This window comes from Paracoccus shandongensis, from assembly GCF_017315735.1.
GTDB classification, from domain to species: domain Bacteria; phylum Pseudomonadota; class Alphaproteobacteria; order Rhodobacterales; family Rhodobacteraceae; genus Paracoccus; species Paracoccus shandongensis.
Map to the genome: position 1 here is coordinate 1 of NZ_JAFLRK010000052.1, position 16,885 is coordinate 16,885.

Consider the following 16,885-nt stretch of genomic DNA (forward strand, 5'->3'; position numbering starts at 1 on the left):
TGGCCGCCCTGGCCGCCCACCGCCGCCAGCGCACCGCGCAGATCCTGGCGGCCCTGCGCGACGGCCCGGCCAGCGCGGCGGCCCTGGCGCGGCGCATCTATGACGTGCCGCCCGCCCTGCTGCCCGCCGCCAGCCGCAACGTGCTGGCCCATCTGCTGGCCCTGACCGACCTGGGCGCGGTGTCGCCGCTGGGCGATCTGCACCCGGACGCGGAATTTCTGATTTTGTGAAAAAACGTCACGCTTCCCTCTGGACGCCCCCGAACGCCATTGCTATACGGCCCCCGTGTTCCGGCGTAGCTCAGCGGTAGAGCAGTTGACTGTTAATCAATTGGTCGTAGGTTCGATCCCTACCGCCGGAGCCAATCTCAAGATCAGCTACCCCAAGCCGCGCGTTCCTGCCCTGGAACCCTGAATCGGCCCTTGTCGTTGGCTTCGGCCTGCAGCCAGGTTCGACATGCCGCCCTTGACGCCCGACAATCGCTATATCGTCGTTCGCGGCCGCTTGTGGCGGGCGGCCAATCCGCATTTGCCGGATGCCGAACGGCAGCGGTGGGTCAAGGCGCTGATGGCGGCGCGGCGGGCGGTCAGGGGGGCGCGGGCCTCGGGCGACAAGGCGGCCGAGGATGCCGCGCACCAGGCCGTCAACGCGGCCAAGATCGCCCTGGGCGAGCGGGGGCCTGTCTGGTGGGACGACGGCGCGGCGGATCTGAACCGCAGGATGGTGAAGAACACCCTCTATGCCGGTTGGTTCGACCGCCTGGGGCAAGGGGGATGAGGGGGCGTCTTCGGCCCGCCCGTCAGCCGTTCTCGCCTTACGACAAATCCTCGATGATATAGTCTTCCCAGTCGTCCTCGCTGACGGCGGCCTCGCTGACGGTCCAGCCGCAGACGCTGGCGCCGGCGCGGTGGACGGTCTCGCGGTCGCCCGAGATCAGGTGGTGCCATTCATAGAGCGGCCGCCCCTCGTGGCGCAGGCGATAGGCGCAGGTGGCGGGCAGCCACCAGGCGATCTCGGCCAGCTTGCGGGGCGTCAGGACCACGCAGTCGGGGACGTAATCGTGGCGGTTGGCGTAGCTGCTGCACTGGCATTTCTCGCCATCCAGCAGCTTGCAGGCGACGCGGGTGAAGGCCAGCTCGTTCGTGTCCTCGTATTCGATCTTGTTCAGGCAGCATTTGCCGCAGCCATCGCAGAGCGCCTCCCATTCATCGGGCTGCAACTGGGGCAGGGGCAGTTCCCAGAACCGCTCGCGCATCACGCGCCCGCCAGCACCGAGCGGGCCTGGTCCGCATCGGCGGCAATCTGGTCGATCAATGTCTGCACGCTGTCGAATTTGGCCTCGTCGCGCAAAAATTCAACCAGGCCGACCGAAAGATGCTGGCCGTAAAGGTCGCCGTTGAAGTCGAACAGATGCACTTCCAGGTTCGGGGCGTTGCGGCCGAACATCGGGCGCACGCCCAGGCTGGCGACGCCCTGGCAGGACAGCCTGTCCGGGCCGGTCAGCACGTCCACCACCACCGCATAGACGCCAAGGCGCGGCAGGTGCAGGTCGTCCATGCGCATGTTGGCGGTGGGCCAGCCGAATTCGCGGCCGCGCTTGTTGCCGTGGATCACCTCGCCCTCGATCCGGTGCAGGTGGCCCAGCATCCGTTCCGCGTCGCGGGGGCGGCCATCCGCCAGCGCCTGCCGGATCGCGGTGGAACTGTAGTCCTGCCCGCCCTGGCCCACCAGTGGCACCGCCGTCACGCCGAAGCCAAGCTGCGCCCCCAGGTCGCGCAACGTGGCGACATTGCCCGCGCGGTCCTTGCCGAAGACGAAATCCGCGCCCACGGTCACATGGGAAACGCCAAGCCCGGCCACCAGCACGTCGCGCGCGAAGGCCTCGGGCGACAGCCCCGCCAGCACCGCGCCGAAGGGCAGTTCGTAAAGCTGTTCCACCCCAAGCCGGGCTAGGCGGTTGGCGCGGGATTCCGAATTCATCAGCCGGAAGGGCGGCGCGTCGGGGGCGAAGAACTGGCGGGGATGGGGCTCGAAGGTGACGATGCCCAGGGGCGCGCCCGCCTGGCGCGCGGATTCGATCACGGCGCGGTGGCCCAGGTGGATGCCGTCGAAATTGCCCATGGCGACAGAGGCGCCGCGGGCGCTTGCCGGAAGTCCTGTCCAGTCGCGGTGGATCTGCAAAGGGTGCCCCCACTGGGGCGCGGGCGCCCCGTCAGTCGAACTTGCGGCTTGGCGCCAGAACGACAGCCTCGCCTTTCAGGACGACCGTATCACCCACGAGGCAGCGGGTTGCAAGCGTGACCCGCCGTTTCGCGTGGTCGATGCTGTCCACCGTCACCTCGGCCCGGACGGTGTCGCCGGGACGGACGGGGGCCATGAATTTCAGCGTCTGGCCCAGATAAACCGTGCCATGGCCCGGCAACTGTTCCCCGATCACGGCCGAGATCAGCCCCGCCGTCAGCATCCCGTGGGCGATGCGTCCCTCGAAGATCGTGTCGCGGGCGTAATCGTCGTCCAGATGCACCGGGTTGCGGTCGGTCGAGACCTCGGCGAACAGTTCGATGTCGCGGTCGGTCACCTGCTTGTGCAGGTGGCGGGTCATGCCCACCTCCAGATCCTCGATGACGATGGTGCCGCGGGGCAGGTTGTCCAGCATGGGGCGTTCCATTGAAAAGACCGAAGGTGACGCTTTCCATGCTGCATAGCAGCGAAAGCAGGCCTTAGCAACAATTGTTCACATGGATGGTGCTTAAGTATAAGATTGTTTCTTCTCCGTCTTGGGTCAAGCCGATGCAGAACCAGCAGCAAGCCGATTTCTGGACCTCGCCCGCAGGGCGCGCCTGGATCGAGCATGAGGCCGTGCTGGACGCCACGATGGAGGGCATCCTGCGGGCCCTGCTGGACGCCGCCGCTCTGACGGGGGCCAAGGCGGTCCTGGATGTCGGCTGCGGGACCGGGGCCAGCACGGTTGCGGCGGCGCGGCTGGTCCCGTCGGGACGGGTGCTGGGCCTGGACATTGCCGCGCCGATGCTGGAGCGGGCGCGGGCGCGCGCCGAAGGGCTGGCAAACGTGTCCTTCCGCCTGTGCGATGCGCAGGTCGAGCGCCTTCCGGCGGGCTTCGATGTCCTCATCTCCCGCTTCGGGATGAGCTTCTTTGGGGACAGCATCGCCGCGTTCCGCAACCTTGCATCGGCGCTGCGCGATGGCGGACGGATGGTCTTCGTGTCCTGGGACCGGCTGGACCGGAACCCTTGGCTTGCCCTTCCCGAACTGGCGGCGCGGCAGCACCTTGGCGCGCCGCCGGATCCGCCGTCCCCAGGGCCCGGTCCGCTGGCCTTTGCCGATCCCGCCTTTGTGCTGGATCTGATGAAGCAAGCGGGCCTGTCCGATGGCCGCGTGGACACCCGGCAGATCGACCTGACCCCGCCCGGCGGCCCCTCGGGCGCGGCGAGCCTTGCCACGCGTGTCGGCCCTGCGGCGCGCCTGCTGCGGATCTGCAACGCCTCGCCTCGGGATCGTGTGGCGATCGCCGGGCAGATCGAGACCGCCTTTGCCGCTTTCGCGCAAGGGGCGGGGGTGCGGATCCCGTCCTCGATCCATGTGTTCTCCTGCCGCGCGGGGCGGCAGGCCTAGGCGTCAGCGCAACCGGCCGATGCTGTATTGCGGGGCCAGGGAATGACCGCCCAGCCAGTCCCGCAGCAGGGCCTTGTCGGGATTTTCGACATCCGGGCCAAGCGCGTCGGCGGCCAGTCCGCCCGTCACGAACAGCGCGTCGATGCCCTGGTCCAGCGCGCCCTTCACATCGGTGAAGATGCCGTCGCCGATGGCGAGGATCCGCGCGTCCGGTCCCAGGTCCAGCAGGTGCCGCGCGCGGTCATAGATCGGCGGATGCGGCTTGCCGAAATACAGCGACTGGCCGCCAAGCCCCTCGTAATATTCCGCCAGCGCGCCCGCGCAATAGATCCGCGTCTCGCCCATGTCCACGATCACGTCCGGGTTGGCGCAGAGCAGCGGCAGCCCCCGGTCGCGCGCGGCCATCAGCCGGTCGTGGTAATCCTGCGGCGTCTCGGTCAGTTCGTCGAAGGGGCCGGTGGCGACGATCCCCTCGGCCTGGTCCAGCGGCACGCGGCGGATCGGCGGGGCATCGGCCCAGTCGGCGGGGATGTCGTCGAAGAAGCCGTTGTCCTTCTCGGTCCCGATATGCCAGACCGCGCGGCCGACGCGGCCGGCAAACATCGCCTCTTGCGCGGCGTCGCCCGAACTGACCACGATGTCCCAGGCGTCGCGCGGCACGCCCATGCGGTCAAGCTGGGCGATCACGTATGGGTTGGGACGCGGCGCGTTGGTCATCAGCACGACCTTGCCGCCCCCCTGGCGGAAGGCCTGCAGGGCGGCGACGGCGGCGGGATAGGGCTGCTTGCCGTTGTGCAGGCAGCCCCACAGGTCGCAGAACAGCACGTCGTAACCGGCGCCGATCTGCGACAGGGATTGGATGATCCGCGTCATCAGACGGCAAGAACCGGGATGATCTGCTTCTTGCGGCTCATCACGCCGGGCAGGACCACGCTGTCGCCGGTCACGGTGACGCCGAAGCTGCGTTCGGCCAGGCGGCGGACATAATCGTTGGGGATCAGCATGGTCGCCTCCTTGCGCAGGATATCGACGACAAAGCACAGAACCTCGTCCGCGCCGTCCTCGGCGGCCACGCGCGGCATGGCGGCCAGCAGCGCCGCCTTGCGCGCCAGCAGCACCTGGGGCGAGGTGGTTTCCAGGACCGTGATCCGCAGCTGCTTGCCGTTCAGCTCGTATTCCTTGCTGTCGGTGCGCAGCAGCGCCTCGTCGGAAAAGGCGCTGATGTCGGACTTGGCCGCGAACATCTCGGCCGCATAGTCGGGGATGGTGATGCCCAGGTCGGCGGCCAGCTTCTCGGCCACGGCGCGGTCGTGGGCGGTGGTGGTGGGGCTGCGGAATTCCAGCGTGTCCGACAGGATGCAGGTCAGCATCGCGCCCCGGATGGCTTCGGGCGCGCGGGCCATGTCATCGCCGATCAGGTCGTGCATGATCGTGGCGGTGCAGGCCAGCGGGCGCACGGTGATGTTGATCGGCACCAGCGTCTTGATGCCGCCCGCCAGCAGGTGGTGGTCGATGATCTCGATCACCTCGGCCTGCTCCAGGCTGGGGGGCAGTTCGGCGGGGTTGTTGGTATCGACGACCACGCACTGGTCGCCCGGGGCCACGTCCGCGATGATCTGGGGCTTCGGCAGGTTCCAGCGGTTCAGCATCCACAGGGCTTCGGTGTTGGGTTCCCCTTGCAGGACGGCCTGGGCGGGGGTCTTGCGGACCTCGTTCAGGTACCAGGCCCAGATGATGGGAGAGCCGGTCGAATCCGTGTCGGGGGCGGTATGGCCGAAGACCTTGATCATGATGCACCTTCGCAGCGTCTGGATGTCGCGCGCGTTATAGGGCGGGCTGCGGGCGATGTCCAACGCGAGAGGATGGTGCCGGTTGAGGGGATTGAACCCCCGACCTTCGGTTTACAAAACCGCTGCTCTACCGCTGAGCTAAACCGGCGCGTTCCTGCGATTACCCCTTGGCGGCGATCTTCGCAAGCACCGGCGCGATCCGCAAAGCGATTTGACTGCGCAGGCTGGCTGGCTACTGTGCGGCGTCACCCGCAGGGGTTGAGAAGAAGGAAGGACAAAGCCGATATGCAGATGGTGTTTCACCTGGCGGTGCATGGCCCGGATGGCGACAGGCTGTTGAAAACGCTGCTCAACAACCGCGACTGCCTGATGCGGCACGGCACCGACATCATCACCCCGAACCGCCATCGCGGCTTGTTTGAAGAGGCGCTGATGTCGCTGAAGGGCGGGCCCGCCACCGCCGAAATGCAGCAGATCATGCTGGACGCGGTCCTGCACAGCGAATCCCCCGACCGGGCGGTCTTTTCCTCGCCCACCTTCATGGGCGCGCCGGGCCGGGTGGTGGGGCAGATAGGGCTTTACCCACAGATGGGCGCGCGGGCGGCGGCGCTGGCGAACCTTTTTCCCGACCACGAGGTCGAGTTCTTCCTGGCGCTGCGCAACCCCGCCACCCTGATTTCCGAGGTGCTGCCGGTCTTCACCGGCGGGGGCTATCACGTGCTGATGCAGGGCCGCCATCCGCTGGACCTGCGCTGGCGCGACCCGATCCAGGCGCTGCTGCGCGCGGTTCCCGGCCGCCGCGTGGTGATCTGGTGCCACGAGGACGTGCCCCTGATCTGGCCCGAGATCGCCCGCCTGGCCGGCAACATCCCCCCCGAGGCTCCGCTCAAGGGCGGCATGATGTATCTTGGGGAAATCCTCGGCCCCGAGGGCATGGCCCGCCTGAAGGACGCCCTGTCCGCGCAGGACCGCCTGACCGTCGCGCAGCGCCGGGCGATATCCTCCGAGATGATCCGGGACCACGCGCTGCCCGCCGTGCTGGACCAGGTGATCGACCTGCCGGGCTGGACGCAGGAGGTGGTGGACCGCGTCACCCAGGATTATCGCGCCGACGTGGCCGAGATCGCGGTGCTGCCCGGGGTGGAATTCGTGCTGGCCTGAGGCGAAGGCACATTTTCGTCGGGAGTCGGTCCTGACCCTGGCGGCAGGAAGCTGTCTGAACGTTCCGGGAACGGCAGGGCGCATCTTCTGACAATCCGGTTGACAAATTCGATAGGCATGAGAAAGCATCCACAGGTATATGCATTGAGCGTCACTGGGTGGATATGTCATGAAGCACAGCACGATGCCTGATTGTATCCTTGCACGTGACACCCCGGCCTCGACCGATAGCCTCATCCCCCGGATCATCTATCAGACTTTCGAAACCCGCGACATTGCGGAGCGGATGCACCGGGCGGCATCGACATGGATCGAACTGAACCCGGAATACGAATATCGGTTCTTCACGAATGATGACCGGCGTAGGGTGATTGCGGAAAATTTCGCCCCTTCGGTCCTGGCGGCCTATGACAAGCTGGAAAACGGGGCCTTCCGCGCCGATCTGTGGCGGTATTGCCAACTGTGTCTGACGGGGGGCGTTTATGCGGATGTCGATTCCATATGCGAACGTCCCCTTTCCCAGGTGATCAGGCCTGACGATCATTTCATTGCCGCTCGTGCAGACATGGTTCTTCATGGCCTGTCGAACGGTTTCATCTGCAGCGTCCCTGACCATCCCTTTCTGGTCGCGACCATAAGCCGGGCTGCGGACAGGATTCTGAAATCGAGCGGTCCGATCGACGGATACAGGATCACCGGGCCATGGGGGCTTGGCGTGTCCGTGAACGCTGTCCTGGGCAGGCGTTCGAGACATCCCTTCGACATTGGCGTAAACCACGTGAAGGATCATCATTTCCGGCTTCTGGAAAAGACCTCGGATACGGCATCCAGTGCCGGAAGGCTGTTGTCCGACGGCCAAGTGGTCCTGCTTACCCAATATGACGGCTATCAGGATGACCTGTCCCAGAAAAAGATCTCTCACTGGCGGCAGGAAGAGTTTTATGTCAAGCGATCGAACTCAAGGGCCAGGCGTCTGGTGCGGCGTCTGAGAAAGGCATTTCCCGGCTGGATCTAGGCGCATTGTTCTCTGGCTCACTGTCCGGGGCAGAAGCCGGACGATTGCATTGTGCATTCCTGTCCACTTCTGTCCGCAAGAATGTTTTTCGCCCCTTTCGATCCGCAAAGAAATAGGGCGCCCGAAGGCGCCCTAGGTCATGGCCAGGCCATCGGCCCGGTCCTGTCCGGCCAAGATCCTTACTTGATCTTGCCTTCCTTGTATTCGACGTGCTGACGGACGACCGGGTCGTATTTGCGGACGGTCATCTTTTCGGTCATGGTGCGGGCGTTCTTCTTGGTCACGTAGAAGTGGCCCGTGCCGGCGGTCGAGTTCAGCCGGATCTTGATGGTGGTCGGCTTCGCCATGTCATTGCTCCTGCTTCGGGGCAATCGCGCGGCGCAGACCCCGTGGAATTCGTTTGAAGCCCGGCTTTTACCCATGGACGCGGCGAAGTCAACCCGAGTCGCGGCAAAATTCCAGCGATTGCAGACCGATTTGCGCGGAGGGCCTGTAAGCCGGATTCTGTCCACCGCGATGTGCGGCTGGATGACCATTCCTCTGGCCCGGCGGTTGCCCGCCGGATCAAGCTGCCTACCCGGACCTGCTGGGGCAAGGCGGCCCTGCGGGGTTGCCCCCGCGCGCGGTCCCTATTCGGCATTGCTCCTGGTGGGGCTTGCCATGCGGGGCCTGTTGCCAGGCCCCCGGTGGGCTCTTACCCCACCGTTTCACCCTTGCCTGCACGGATGCAGGCGGTCTCGTTCTCTGTGGCGCTTTCCCTGGGGTTGCCCCCGCCGGGCGTTACCCGGCACCACTGCCTCATGGAGTCCGGACTTTCCTCGACGGCGCACCGCCGCGGTCATCCAGCCCTCCGCGCGGTGCCGATATGGCGGGGAAGGGCGCGCGCGTCAACGAAAAACCCGCTGTGGGGTAGGGTGCGTGCTTGCACGCACCGATGGGGCGTCGGTGCGTGCAAGCACGCACCCTACGAGTCATCTCCTTGGGCCTGCCGGGCTTTTGGCACAACAAAACCCCCGCTGCATAACAGCGGGGGCGTAGGGTGCGTGCTTGCACGCACCAAGGTTTTCACCCGATCAGCCTTTGGCCAGGTTGCGCAGCACGTAATGCAGCACGCCGCCGTTCTTGAGGTATTCGATCTCGACCTCGGTATCGACGCGGGCCTTGAGCTGGATTTCCTTCACCGTGCCGTCCGCGTAACGGATGGTGCAGGGAACCAGCGACAGCGGCTTGAAGTCGCCCGCAAGCCCGTGGATCGAGACCACCTCGTCGCCCTTCAGGCCCAGGCTCTTGCGGTTCTCGCCGGGCAGGAACTCGAACGGGACGACGCCCATCCCGACCAGGTTCGAGCGGTGGATACGCTCGAACGACTCGGCGATGACGGCCTTGACGCCCAGCAGGTTGGTGCCCTTGGCCGCCCAGTCACGGCTGGACCCCGCGCCGTATTCGATGCCGCCAAAGATCACCAGCGGCACGCCCGCGTCCTGATAGGCCATCGAGGCGTCGAAGATCGTCGTCTGCTGGCCATCCGGGCCCTTGGTATAGCCGCCCTCGACCCCGTCCAGCATCTCGTTTTTGATGCGGATGTTGGCGAAGGTGCCGCGCATCATGATCTCGTGGTTGCCCCGGCGCGAGCCGTAGCTGTTGAAATCACGCGGCGCCACCTGCCGTTCCAGCAGATACTGGCCTGCGGGCGTGGTCGGCTTGAACGAACCGGCCGGGCTGATGTGGTCGGTGGTGATCATGTCGCCCAGGATCGCCAGGACGCGCGCACCGTCGATGTCACTGATGACGCCCGCTTCCTTGGCCATGCCCCGGAAATAGGGCGGGTTCTGGATATAGGTCGAGGTCGGCGGCCAGTCATAGGTCTCGGAGTCCGTGACCTTTACCGCCTGCCAGCGGGTGTCGCCCTTGAACACGTCGGCGTATTTCGACTGGAACGCCTCGCGCGTCACCGTCGCATGGACCAGATCGGCGATTTCCTGGTTGGTGGGCCAGATGTCCTTCAGATAGACATCGCGGCCCTCCGGCGTCTGGCCGATCGGATCGCGGGTCAGGTCCACGTTCAGGTCGCCCGCGATGGCATAGGCCACCACCAGCGGGGGTGAGGCCAGGAAGTTCGCGCGCACGTCGGGCGAGATCCGGCCCTCGAAGTTGCGGTTGCCCGACAGGACGGCGGTCGCCACCAGGTCGTTGTCGTGGATCGCCTTGCTGATCGCCGGATCGCCCAAGGGCCCCGAGTTGCCGATGCAGGTGGTGCAGCCGTAACCCACCAGGTTGAAGCCCAGGGCGTCCAGATCCTCCTGCAACCCGGCGGCCTCAAGATATTCGCCCACGACCTGCGACCCGGGCGCCAGCGAGGTCTTGACCCAGGGCTTGCGGTTCAGGCCAAGCGCGCGCGCCTTCCGTGCCACCAGACCGGCCCCGATCATCACATAGGGGTTCGAGGTGTTGGTGCAGCTGGTGATCGCCGCGATCACCACGGACCCGTCGCGGATGGAATAGTCCGTTCCTTCGACCGGCACCGTGCGCAGCACGTCGCGGACCAGGGTTTCGCCATCGTCCTGCGCGCCGCCGCGATAGTCGGCGACCAGCTTGCCGAAGGTCCGGGCCGAGTCGGTCAGCGGCAGGTAATCCTGCGGGCGCTTGGGACCGGAAATCGCGGGCACGATGGTGCCCATGTCCAGTTCCAGCGTCGAGGTATAGATCGGCGCGTAATCCGCGCCGCGCCAGAAGCCGTTCTGCTTGGCATAGGCCTCGACCAGGGCGATGCGGTCCTCATCACGGCCGGTGTTGCGCAGATAGCGCAGGGTTTCGTCGTCGATGGGGAAGAAGCCGCAGGTGGCGCCGTATTCAGGGGCCATGTTGGCGATGGTCGCGCGGTCCGCCAGCGGCAGGTTGTCCAGCCCTTCGCCATAGAATTCGACGAACTTGCCCACGACGCCATGCTTGCGCAGCATCTGCACGACCTTCAGCACCAGGTCGGTGGCGGTGGTGCCCTCGACCATCTTGCCGGTCAGCTTGAAGCCCACGACTTCCGGGATCAGCATGGACACGGGCTGGCCCAGCATCGCGGCCTCGGCCTCGATCCCGCCGACGCCCCAACCCAGGACGGCCAAGCCGTTGACCATCGTCGTGTGGCTGTCGGTGCCCACCAGCGTATCGGGATAGGCGACCAGCGCGCCGTTCTGGTCGGTGTCGGTCCAGACGGTCTGGGCCAGGTATTCCAGGTTCACCTGGTGGCAGATGCCGGTTCCGGGCGGCACCACGCGGAAGTTCTGGAACGCGTTCTGGCCCCATTTCAGGAACTGGTAGCGTTCGATGTTGCGTTCGTATTCCAGGTCCACGTTCTTCTGGAAGGCGCGCGGATTGCCGAATTCGTCGATCATCACCGAATGGTCGATGACCAGATCGACCGGGTTCAGCGGGTTGATCTTCTGCGCGTTGCCGCCCAGGCCAATGATCCCGTCGCGCATCGCGGCCAGGTCCACGACCGCCGGAACGCCGGTGAAGTCCTGCATCAGCACGCGGGCGGGGCGATAGTTGATCTCTCGCGGGTTCTTGCCGCCCAGCGACGCCCATTCGCCGAAGGCCTTGATGTCGTCCACGGATACCGAAAATCCGCCATCCTCGAAGCGCAGCAGGTTTTCCAGCACGACCTTCAGCGAGGCCGGCAGTTTCGAGAAATCGCCAAGCCCCGCTTCCGTGGCGGCGTCGATCGAGTAATAGGCGTAATCCTTGCCGCCCGCCGTCAATGTGCGGCGCGTCCTGGCGGTGTCGGTTCCGATCTGGATGGGCATCAAAGCCTCCCTGTCTGCGAATTGGATGGGTCGGGCGTGCGTGGCCTTGCTTTGCCCGATGAGGCCGGACAGCGCAAGGGTCACGCGCGGCAAATTGTATGCAATCGCATACCATAGATGGGGTTGTTGCTCAAGGGGCACAAGGGGCGTCCCCGAGGCCGTTCACGGGGCGGCTAACAAAGCCTTGATTTGTTCCGGGCGGGACGGGGGCGCTATGCAGAAGGTCAAAGTTTCCTGACCATCGGACCCCGGAATGCTGGCCGCATTGGCAGCCCTGTGCAGAAACACCCTTGCCGCCGCAGCCTTGTGCGGCCTGACCGCCCTTGGCGGGATGGCCGCTGCCCAGGGCCCGGAGGGCGGGGGCAGGGGGGCTGGCGACGGCGGGCCGGGCGGGATGGGCGCGGGCCAGCACGACCGGGGCGGGGCGGCCCAAGGGGACGCGCCGGTCATCTCGGCCCCCCGGGATCCGGGGCGGTCGGCCCCCTCGTCGGCCTATGCGCCGACCGAGCTGGGCGGCGTCAACAGCTTTGCCGCCTCGGACACGCCGCCGACGATGGACAGCTTCGGCTTCGCCGACGCGATCCCCGTGGTGGTCGAGCTTTTCACCTCGCAGGGGTGTTCGTCCTGCCCGCCGGCGGACGCGATGCTGGCCACCCTGTCGGGAGAGCCGGGCATCCTGCCCTTGTCCTTTCACGTCGATTACTGGGATTACCTCGGCTGGGCCGACAGCTTTGCGCGGCCCGAGTTCACGGCCCGGCAGGAACGCTATGCCCGCGCGGCGGGCGAACACGCGGTCTATACCCCGCAGCTGATCGTGGGCGGCGTGGATACCGCCGTGTCGCTTGGGCCCGCGCAGCTGATGGCGCTGATCGACGCCAACCGCCTGGCCCCCGCCATGGTCAGCGTGCAGCGAGAGGCAGGCGCCAGGGGCCAGGTGATCGAGCTGACGCCCTTGTCCGACCTGGGCGGCGGGGTCGAGATCCTGCTGGTCCGCTATGCCCCCGAGCGCGCGGTCGAGATGACGGCGGGCGAGAACCGGGGCCGGGTCGTCACCTATACCAATGTCGTGCTGTCGCTGGACCGGCTGGCCGAATGGGACGGCGCCGCGCCGCTGCGCATGACCGTCAGCCCCGACGGCCCGGCGGACGACAGCTTTCCCACGGACACGCGCCACGCGCTGCTGGTCCAGAAGGAACTGGGCGGGCACGGCCTGCCCGGCCCGATCCTGGCCGCGATCCCCCTGGACTGACGCGGGACTTGTCCTGCGGGCCGCGATGCGGGACAACATGACGCTGACCCGAGACAAGGATGCCGCCATGAAGGAACCGAAACCCTGGGTGCTGCCCGCGCTGGAATGGGGCCCGCTGCTTCTGTTCTTCGCGGTCTTCATGCTGAACCGCGGCGGCAGCGTCAGCCTGTGGGGGCAGGACTATACGCCGCTGGTCTTTGCCACGCTGGTCTTCATCCCGGCGCTGGCGCTGGCCACGCTGATCCGCTGGCGGCTGACGGGCCACCTGTCGCCGATGCAGATCGCCACGCTGCTGCTGGTGGTGGTCTTCGGGGGCCTGTCGGTCTGGCTGAACGACCCACGCTTCTTCAAGATCAAGCCCACGATCATCTATCTGCTGTTCGCGGGGCTTCTGGGCTTCAGCCTGGTCACCCGCCGCAACTGGCTGGGCGCGATCCTGTCCGAGGCCCTGCCCATGGACGCCGAAGGGTGGCGCAAGCTGACGGCGCGGATGGCGCTGCTGTTCCTGGCGCTGGCCATCGCCAACGAGGTCGTCTGGCGATCCATGACCGAGACGACCTGGGTGTATTTCAAGACCTTCGGGATGCCGCTGGTGATCTTTGTCTTCCTGATGGCGAATGCGGGGCTGTTCCGCGCCCATTCCATCCAGGTGCCGACCGACGACGCGACCAAGTAGGCTCAGGCCCGCACCCCGCCCCATTGCGCGGGCAGGGCCAGCAGGCGCGACCAGCGCGGTTGGGTGGCGCCGGGCAGGCGGGTGCGCAGCATCGGCAGCGACAGGGCCCAGGGCTGCGCCAGGGCGGTGCGGTAGAAATCGAACAAACCCCGCCGCAGATAGGGCGTCCAGTGCGACAGGCGCAGCGGGCGGCGTTCCACCGGAAAGCCCAGCCGGTCCAGGGCGGCCAGCGTCGCCCCGTCGTCGATCTGCACGTCCAGCCAGTTGCCCGCCGGACGTTCCAGGCCAAGGCCAAGCGCCTGCCTGCGCCCGCGATCCAGCCAAAGCTCCATCGCGAAGTCGAACAGGTCGTTCTCGCGCGAGGTGATGTTCAGCACCTCGGCCCGCCGCCCGGCGGGGCTGTCCAGGGCGGCGGCGGCGGTGTCGCGGAACTCGGCCCCCGCCAGCAGGACCACCCGGCCGATGCTGCCGGGATCGGCATGGTGCAGCGCCTGCAACGCCACCCGCGCGCCCAGCGAATGGCCGATCACCGCGACCGGCCTGCCAGACTGCCCGGCAATGGCAGACACCAGCGCCGCGGCCGAGCGGCCGACCTCGCCCGCGCGCCCATAGGCCTGGCCTAGCATCCCCCGCGCTTCCCAGCCGAAGGCGATGGCCAGCCCCTCGTCCCTGTTCCCCGCGCCAAAGCCAAGCGCGCGGGGCCAGGACACCGCCCGGCGGATCGAGCAATCGGGGTCGAGCGACAGGATATGCCGGTGCGGATCGCAATGGGCGGCGGCGGGCGAATAGCGATAGCCGTGGATCATCAGGATGACCGGCGCATGGCCGGGCAGATCGGCCAGCGCCCCCGTCAGCCCGGGTGGCAGCGCGTGATCGGCATCGACCTTGACGACCGGCATGGACAGCGCCTCCTTACTTGCCCAAGGGGCATGGACCCAGGATGCGACACCGCCGTGAAAGAAGCGTTAAGGCGGCGTGACGCCCGTTGCGCGGCATTTTAGTCAGGCCGGAACCTGCCCATTGGCGGCCATGCCGTTTTCGGCATTGAATTTTCCCCGCCACCCCCTCTATGTTGCGGCTATGCGTCATGCGATCCTCAATCGCGGGTTGTGGGGCGCAAACAGTTTCGCAGCGCGGCACCTCTGGCACCGATTCACGGAAGGCGGCATGTGTCACGCGGAAAACCCGCCCGCGGCGCGCAGTGTCGTGCGACCGGGCGACATCAGACAGCGGCGCGGCGGGCCTTGGCCTTCGCGTCAACCGTAAGGAACAGACGCGATGACGCGCGCAGGGGATGGACAGGATCGGGACGGGGGGGCATTCAGCCTTTCCCGCCCCATCGCCATTGCCGCTGCCGCGCCCGCGTCCCCATCACAACGCGGCCTGCATTCGGGGGTGCCACTGGCGCCGCCCGGCGCGCGCCTGCGCGAAAGACTTGAACATGGCAAAGAAAATGCTGATCGACGCCACCCATGCCGAGGAAACTCGGGTGGTCGTGGTGGACGGAACCAAGGTCGAAGAATTTGATTTCGAGACCGTAAACAAGCGCCAGATTTCGGGCAACATCTACCTGGCCAAGGTCACGCGGGTCGAACCCTCGTTGCAGGCGGCCTTCGTGGATTACGGCGGAAACCGCCACGGCTTCCTGGCCTTCGCGGAAATCCACCCGGATTACTACCAGATCCCCGCCGCCGACCGCGAGGCGCTGATCGCCGAGGAGCGCGCCTATGCCGAGGCGCAGGAGGCCGAGGACGCCGCCCGTGCCAAGCGCCGCCAGTCCCAGGCCGAACGCGCCGAGACGGGGGACGAGGTTGCCGCCGAGGATGCCGAGGCCGCGGCCGATGAGGAACAGGCAGCCGACGCTGATGAAACCGGCGACAACACCGAGGCCGAGGAGGCAACCGCCACCGATGCGTCCGACAAGGACGAAGAGATCGAATCGGTCGCCGAGGAAGACGTGGCCGAGGAAATCCGCGTCCAGAAGAAGCCGCGCCCCCGCCGTTATAAAATCCAGGAAGTGATCAAGGTCCGGCAGATCATGCTGGTCCAGGTCGTCAAGGAGGAACGCGGCAACAAGGGCGCCGCGCTGACCACCTATCTGTCGCTGCCGGGCCGTTACTGCGTCCTGATGCCCAACACCGCGCGCGGCGGCGGCATCAGCCGCAAGATCACCAACGTCGCCGACCGCAAGAAGCTGAAGGACATCGCGTCTGAACTGGACGTGCCGAAAGGGGCGGGCCTGATCATCCGCACGGCGGGCAGCCAGCGGACGCGGACGGAAATCCGGCGCGATTACGAATACCTGCTGCGCTTGTGGGAACAGATCCGCGAGCTGACCTTCAAGTCGGTGGCCCCCGCCCCGATCTATGAGGAAGGCGACCTGATCAAGCGGGTCATCCGCGACCTGTACAGCAAGGACATCGACGAGGTTCTGGTCGAGGGCGAGCGCGGCTATCGCGTCGCCAAGGACTTCATGAAGATGATCATGCCCGACCACAGCCGGGCCGTGCAGCAATACACCGACCAGATGCCGCTGTTCGCGCGCTATCAGGTGGAAAGCTATCTGTCGGGCATGTTCAACCCGACCGTGCAGTTGAAATCGGGCGGCTATATCGTCATCGGCATCACCGAGGCGCTGGTCGCCATCGACGTGAACTCGGGCCGGTCCACCCGCGAGGGCTCGATCGAGGAAACGGCGCTGAAGACCAACCTGGAGGCCGCCGACGAGGTGGCGCGCCAGTTGCGCCTGCGCGACCTGGCGGGCCTGATCGTCATCGACTTCATCGACATGGAGGAACGGCGCAACAACGCCGCGGTGGAAAAGCGCCTGAAGGAACGGCTGAAATCCGACCGCGCGCGCATCCAGGTGGGCCGCATCTCGGGCTTCGGCCTGATGGAGATGTCGCGCCAGCGGCTGCGCCCGGGGATGCTGGAATCGACCACGCAGCCCTGCGCCCATTGCCACGGCACCGGGTTGATCCGCAGCGACGACAGCCTGGCCCTGACCATCCTGCGCGCCATCGAGGACGAGGGCACGCGCAAGCGGTCGCGCGAGGTGCTGGTCAAGGCCCCGGTCGCGGTGGCCAACTTCCTGATCAACCAGAAGCGCGAGCATATCGCCGGGATCGAGGCGCGCTATGGCCTGTCGGTCCGGCTGGAGGCCGATCCGGCGCTGATCTCGCCCGATTTCGCCATCGAGAAGTTCAAGACCGCGACCCGCAACGTCCCCGAGGTGTCGGCCTCGGTCCTGTCGGTGGATGCCGAGCTGATGGCCCAGATCGACGACGAGGACGAGGATCTGCCCGAGGAGATCGAGGCCGAGGCCGAGGCGGGCGATGCCGCCGAGGACAGCGCCGAGACTGCATCGGCCGAGGATGAGAACGGCGAAGGCCGGTCCCGCCGCCGCCGCCGTCGCCGCCGCCGGAAGCCCGGCGAACGGGCCGAGGGCGAGGGTGCCGAGGAAGACAGCGCCGAGGAAGCCGAGGCCCCGGACGAGGCGGAAGCCGACGCGGCCGACGCGGCCCCCGAGGGCGAGGGCAACGGCCGCCGCCGCCGCTCGCGGTC

General features: G+C 66.7%; 15 protein-coding genes, 2 tRNA genes, 1 other RNA gene and 1 pseudogene. 9 read left to right on the forward strand and 10 right to left on the reverse strand.

The window, feature by feature from the left end:
- From JX613_RS18690 to JX613_RS18700, 3 genes and pseudogenes are all read left to right on the forward strand, one after another.
- Positions 1-230: pseudogene (locus tag JX613_RS18690) on the forward strand (MBL fold metallo-hydrolase); the annotation flags it as partial.
- Between the two features lie 59 nt (positions 231-289).
- Positions 290-364 (forward strand) — tRNA-Asn (locus JX613_RS18695).
- 92 nt (positions 365-456) lie between these two features.
- Positions 457-777: a hypothetical protein gene (locus JX613_RS18700; RefSeq protein ID WP_207102988.1), complete on the forward strand. Its 321-nt coding sequence runs from the start codon at positions 457-459 to the stop codon at positions 775-777.
- A 37-nt stretch (positions 778-814) separates the two neighbouring features.
- Here JX613_RS18700 and JX613_RS18705 read toward each other — a convergent pair whose 3' ends face one another.
- The 3 genes from JX613_RS18705 to JX613_RS18715 are packed head-to-tail and all read right to left on the reverse strand — an operon-like array spanning position 815 to position 2,656.
- On the reverse strand, positions 815-1,255 hold the full coding sequence (locus JX613_RS18705; RefSeq protein WP_207102989.1) for a YcgN family cysteine cluster protein: 441 nt from the start codon (positions 1,253-1,255) through the stop codon (positions 815-817).
- Positions 1,255-2,181 carry a bifunctional riboflavin kinase/FAD synthetase gene (locus tag JX613_RS18710; RefSeq protein WP_207102990.1) on the reverse strand — a complete coding sequence of 309 codons (927 nt, stop codon included), beginning with the start codon at positions 2,179-2,181 and terminating at the stop codon, positions 1,255-1,257. Before JX613_RS18710 ends, JX613_RS18705 begins: the two co-directional genes overlap by 1 nt.
- A gap of 31 nt (positions 2,182-2,212) precedes the next feature.
- On the reverse strand, positions 2,213-2,656 hold the full coding sequence (locus tag JX613_RS18715) for a MaoC family dehydratase (protein ID WP_207102991.1): 444 nt from the start codon (positions 2,654-2,656) through the stop codon (positions 2,213-2,215).
- Positions 2,657-2,790: 134 nt separating this feature from the next.
- Between JX613_RS18715 and JX613_RS18720 the strand changes: the two genes are divergently transcribed.
- Entirely contained in the window at positions 2,791-3,633 is an 843-nt protein-coding gene (locus JX613_RS18720; protein ID WP_207102992.1) for a class I SAM-dependent methyltransferase, read from the forward strand.
- A 3-nt stretch (positions 3,634-3,636) separates the two neighbouring features.
- On the opposite strand, the gene JX613_RS18725 is transcribed toward JX613_RS18720, so the two are convergent.
- From JX613_RS18725 to JX613_RS18735, 3 genes are all read right to left on the reverse strand, one after another.
- Positions 3,637-4,506 carry a TIGR01459 family HAD-type hydrolase gene (locus JX613_RS18725; protein ID WP_207102993.1) on the reverse strand — a complete coding sequence of 290 codons (870 nt, stop codon included), beginning with the start codon at positions 4,504-4,506 and terminating at the stop codon, positions 3,637-3,639.
- Positions 4,506-5,423, reverse strand: coding sequence for a manganese-dependent inorganic pyrophosphatase (locus tag JX613_RS18730; protein ID WP_207102994.1), 918 nt, complete (start codon positions 5,421-5,423; stop codon positions 4,506-4,508). Before JX613_RS18730 ends, JX613_RS18725 begins: the two co-directional genes overlap by 1 nt.
- Before the next feature lie 73 nt (positions 5,424-5,496).
- Positions 5,497-5,571, reverse strand: a tRNA-Thr gene (locus JX613_RS18735).
- Between the two features lie 137 nt (positions 5,572-5,708).
- On the opposite strand from JX613_RS18735, the gene JX613_RS18740 reads away from it, so the two are divergent.
- Together JX613_RS18740 and JX613_RS18745 are read left to right on the forward strand one after the other, a co-directional pair.
- On the forward strand, positions 5,709-6,584 hold the full coding sequence (locus tag JX613_RS18740; RefSeq protein WP_207102995.1) for a hypothetical protein: 876 nt from the start codon (positions 5,709-5,711) through the stop codon (positions 6,582-6,584).
- A 169-nt stretch (positions 6,585-6,753) separates the two neighbouring features.
- Positions 6,754-7,599: a glycosyltransferase family 32 protein gene (locus tag JX613_RS18745; RefSeq protein ID WP_207102996.1), complete on the forward strand. Its 846-nt coding sequence runs from the start codon at positions 6,754-6,756 to the stop codon at positions 7,597-7,599.
- 179 nt (positions 7,600-7,778) lie between these two features.
- Here JX613_RS18745 and rpmG read toward each other — a convergent pair whose 3' ends face one another.
- From rpmG to acnA, 3 genes are all read right to left on the reverse strand, one after another.
- Complete coding sequence (gene rpmG, locus JX613_RS18750; protein WP_022707377.1) at positions 7,779-7,946, reverse strand: 50S ribosomal protein L33; 168 nt, start codon at positions 7,944-7,946, stop codon at positions 7,779-7,781.
- Positions 7,947-8,076: 130 nt separating this feature from the next.
- Positions 8,077-8,453, reverse strand: an RNA gene (gene rnpB / locus JX613_RS18755) — RNase P RNA component class A.
- 219 nt (positions 8,454-8,672) lie between these two features.
- Positions 8,673-11,396, reverse strand: coding sequence for an aconitate hydratase AcnA (acnA, locus tag JX613_RS18760; RefSeq protein WP_207102997.1), 2,724 nt, complete (start codon positions 11,394-11,396; stop codon positions 8,673-8,675).
- 253 nt (positions 11,397-11,649) lie between these two features.
- On the opposite strand from acnA, the gene JX613_RS18765 reads away from it, so the two are divergent.
- Both JX613_RS18765 and JX613_RS18770 read left to right on the forward strand, forming a co-directional pair.
- Entirely contained in the window at positions 11,650-12,645 is a 996-nt protein-coding gene (locus JX613_RS18765) for a DUF1223 domain-containing protein (protein ID WP_207102998.1), read from the forward strand.
- A 37-nt stretch (positions 12,646-12,682) separates the two neighbouring features.
- Positions 12,683-13,321 carry an inner membrane-spanning protein YciB gene (locus JX613_RS18770; RefSeq protein WP_237168728.1) on the forward strand — a complete coding sequence of 213 codons (639 nt, stop codon included), beginning with the start codon at positions 12,683-12,685 and terminating at the stop codon, positions 13,319-13,321.
- 2 nt (positions 13,322-13,323) lie between these two features.
- On the opposite strand, the gene JX613_RS18775 is transcribed toward JX613_RS18770, so the two are convergent.
- Complete coding sequence (locus JX613_RS18775) at positions 13,324-14,220, reverse strand: hypothetical protein (RefSeq protein WP_207102999.1); 897 nt, start codon at positions 14,218-14,220, stop codon at positions 13,324-13,326.
- 542 nt (positions 14,221-14,762) lie between these two features.
- On the opposite strand from JX613_RS18775, the gene JX613_RS18780 reads away from it, so the two are divergent.
- A partial coding sequence (locus tag JX613_RS18780; protein WP_207103000.1) for an Rne/Rng family ribonuclease occupies positions 14,763-16,885 on the forward strand: 2,123 nt, incomplete at its 3' end.